This is a genomic window from uncultured Clostridium sp., assembly GCF_947036855.1.
Lineage (GTDB): Bacteria > Bacillota > Clostridia > Clostridiales > Clostridiaceae > Sarcina.
Genome location: NZ_CAMQRY010000195.1, coordinates 1 through 3,194, shown reverse-complemented (window position 1 = coordinate 3,194; position 3,194 = coordinate 1). Strand labels below are relative to the sequence as shown.

At 25.0% G+C, this 3,194-nt stretch carries 7 protein-coding genes; 5 read left to right on the top strand and 2 right to left on the bottom strand.

The window, feature by feature from the left end:
- Together Q0V15_RS12625 and Q0V15_RS12620 are read right to left on the bottom strand one after the other, a co-directional pair.
- The coding region (locus Q0V15_RS12625; protein ID WP_297439496.1) for a hypothetical protein at nt 1-269 on the bottom strand (269 nt) is incomplete at its 3' end.
- Between the two features lie 509 nt (nt 270-778).
- The gene (locus Q0V15_RS12620) at nt 779-1,156 is read right to left on the bottom strand and encodes a helix-turn-helix transcriptional regulator (protein WP_297439495.1); all 378 of its coding nucleotides are present in this window, start codon (nt 1,154-1,156) and stop codon (nt 779-781) included.
- A 169-nt stretch (nt 1,157-1,325) separates the two neighbouring features.
- Here Q0V15_RS12620 and Q0V15_RS12615 point away from each other — a divergent pair, with 169 nt between their 5' ends.
- The 5 genes from Q0V15_RS12615 (at nt 1,326) to Q0V15_RS12595 (ending at nt 3,160) form a co-directional block, all read left to right on the top strand.
- A complete protein-coding gene (locus Q0V15_RS12615) occupies nt 1,326-1,472 on the top strand; it encodes a hypothetical protein (RefSeq protein ID WP_297439494.1) in 147 nt (48 codons plus the stop codon).
- 27 nt (nt 1,473-1,499) lie between these two features.
- A complete protein-coding gene (locus Q0V15_RS12610) occupies nt 1,500-2,264 on the top strand; it encodes a hypothetical protein (protein ID WP_297439493.1) in 765 nt (254 codons plus the stop codon).
- Between the two features lie 129 nt (nt 2,265-2,393).
- Nucleotides 2,394-2,813: a hypothetical protein gene (locus Q0V15_RS12605; protein WP_297439492.1), complete on the top strand. Its 420-nt coding sequence runs from the start codon at nt 2,394-2,396 to the stop codon at nt 2,811-2,813.
- On the top strand, nt 2,806-2,955 hold the full coding sequence (locus Q0V15_RS12600; RefSeq protein WP_297439491.1) for a hypothetical protein: 150 nt from the start codon (nt 2,806-2,808) through the stop codon (nt 2,953-2,955). The genes Q0V15_RS12605 and Q0V15_RS12600 overlap by 8 nt, the downstream gene beginning before the upstream one ends.
- Entirely contained in the window at nt 2,933-3,160 is a 228-nt protein-coding gene (locus Q0V15_RS12595) for a hypothetical protein (RefSeq protein WP_297439490.1), read from the top strand. The genes Q0V15_RS12600 and Q0V15_RS12595 overlap by 23 nt, the downstream gene beginning before the upstream one ends.
- Nucleotides 3,161-3,194: the final 34 nt, after the last annotated feature.

Sequence of the window (3,194 nt, the reverse complement as noted above, 5' to 3'; positions counted from 1 at the left end):
GCAGGTTTTACAACTGGTGCAGGTTTTACAACTGGTGCAGGTTTTACAACTGGTGTAGGAGCTTCACTAATAGAAGTATTTTCTTTCATTTCCTTTTGATATTCTTTAGGAAAAATAAAACTTGCTGCAGTTCCAAGAATTAACCATATTCCAATTATTATTCCAGTAATCTTTAACTTTCCAATAGGTTTATTACTTTTAGATTTATTTATTTTAGTTATTATGACTGCTGTTAGAACAGATATTATAAAACAAATTATTATAATCATTTAAACATATCCTTTCAATATCAAGTGAATTAGACCACTTGACTGTTTATTTCTATCAAATAGTATCTATAAAATATTTCTTTGTAAATGTATTCGAAATGTAATAAATGTTATTAAAATGAAATTTAAGTAATTAAAATAACATAATTCATATAAAATGTTGACAATATGGTAAAGCGGATACTAGGATTGTTAATATATTTATTAATTTTTATAATTAGTCTAAAAATCAATTTTGGAAGTGATTTTAAATTAAAAATATAAGGATAATATTTCAGAAAAAATATGATAATAATTAATTGTAAATATAGTAAATTTTGAAATTTTGAATTTCTATACATATCTAGTAATATAAAAATTGCAGATGCAAAATAGACTAGATGGGGTTGATAAAAATGGATTATGAAAAAGAAATAATTAAAATGCTTAACAATAAAGATAAATTAAGAATGAAACTTATATATAATTTCATCAAAAAAATATATAAAAAAGAAGGAAAGTAGTTGATACTACTTTCCTTCTTTTTTTACTGAACTAAATTGATCCATTACATTATTGATAGCATTAATTTCATCAGGAGTAAGAGAAATAAGTTTCCTTATTGCATTTAAGATATTAATGTCATCAACATTTAAAGCTTCAACAATAGAATTTAATAAAATTAAATTTTCAGATCCTTCTGGAAACATAGTTCCTTGACCTGTTTTTAGCCATAGTTCATCAATATTGAAAGTTTCACAAATACTAATAAATGTTCTTTGGCTTAGATCTCGTTTATTATTTTCAAATAAAGAAATAGACGATTTATTTAACATTAATTTATTTGCAAACTCTAATTGACTTAAATCAAAGTAATTTCTAATTTCTTTTAATCTATCTCCAACCATTTAGACATCACCTCGTAAGTTATTTTAGTTAAAAAAGATTTAAAAGTCAACTAAATAGGTGACTTATATGTAGAATATTAATAATAATGATTAAAAAAGTTTACAACTAGATAATATATGCTATAATTAGGTGACAATACAATATAATTAAACGTGATAGGAGAGCACTATGGATAAGAAAAAATTTAATGCAGTAATGCAAACAACATTAAAATTGATGTCTTTAAAAGAAGATAATCAACAATATATTTTAGGATATATTGATGGAGCATTTGAATTAAAACAATTAAAAGAAGTTAAGGAAAAAAATACATAGCAATAAAAATTTAATGGAGGCTTATCTATGAATAATACAAGTGAATTTATATTTGATGATGTTCTTACGGAAGGATTTACAGTTGTACCTAATGGGTTACTCATAGATGTTAGGTTATTGGACTCTGCAATAGGTTTATATTGCAGAATTATAAGATGCAAAAATATACCAGGTTGGAAAATTTATCAATCAACATTAATGAATAAAAGCAATGGAGAAACTAAAATAAGAACTGCGATGAAGAATTTAATAGCTACAGGATGGATAGAAAAAATACAAACAAGAAATGAAAAAGGACATATATCAGGAATTCAATATAAAGTTTTCAGTTCATCTCAAAAGATAGATATATCGATATGTGAACCGAAACGTGATTTTCCACAACTGGATATTCCGATAATGGATAATCAAGAACTAATAAATAAAGATACTAAAAAAGAAAGATCTATAATAAATAAAGATTTATCTTCTTCTAAAGAAAAAGTTGAAGAAGAAGATAGTGATACAGATTTAATTTTAAAAGAAAGTTCTAAGATTAATTTAAAACTTAGTAGAAAAGTTGTAGAGCAATTACTAACTGGATATAGCATAAAAGAAATATTAAGAGTTATTGCAGCAATAAATAATCCAAGTGAAGTAAAGAGTGTTGGTGCTTATATGAGAAAATCTTTAGTAGAAAATTCTAAATCTATAAACATAACTAAGACTACGGTAAAAGAAGTAAAACCTAATGGAAACTTTGAAAGCAGAGATATTAAAAACGATGAAGAATTAATGGGATGGGATGAATAATAGAATATTATAGTTATAAAACTCTTAAAATGACGTTTAAACAGTTTTAAACAATGCTTGTCTATAAGTAGACATAATAAACTTAAAGTTGCTTAAAAATGATTTTGAGAAGAAATAGGGTGATAGAGAATGACAAGGGAAATGAAATCAGAAATATTTAAAAGTTTAGATTTATTTGATAATAAAGAATTTGATTATGTTGCAAATATGAAAGCATTTTATCGTATTAAAGATTTTAAATCTATATATAAAGAATGGAGACAAGCCTATTTAAAAACTAAGATTCAGCATATAGATATCAGCTTAGAGCAATATTGTGAAGATACTGCAAATAAAGCAAAGATAAAGATTACACCAGAGCAAGTAAAAAAAGCGATTCTTATGAAAGCAGATAAACATAGACATGGAGAAATAGCTAAAGTAACAGGAATAGCATATTCAAAGTTAAATTATATATTTGGAAATGCCAATATGCATGGATTATTAGAAATTAAGGAGAAGAGAAATGAGAATAAAACAACAACAGCTAGTAATAAAATTTATGAATAGTGATAACTCGGAAGAAATTAAAGCAAGAAAAAACAAGATGAATAGATCTAATAGAGACATTTATATAGCTGGGTTAGAATATTTAGAACTTGCAAATAAAATGAAATGGAGGAATAGAAATGATAGAGCTAGATGTAAGTAAAATAATAGTTAAATATGAAGATGGAACAGAAAAGGAATTAGATAAAGGCGCAGTAGTTACTTTTAGATATGATGAAGTTGATAAGGAAGATAAAATACTGCTTGAAATGTGTAAGTTTGGACAAAAAGAATTTAAAAATTTAATTATTGGAATGGCTATGATAGGAACTAAAATGGGACTATTTGATGATTTGGAGGAAGAATAAATTATGTGTGATTGTGATGATAAATTCAGAATGT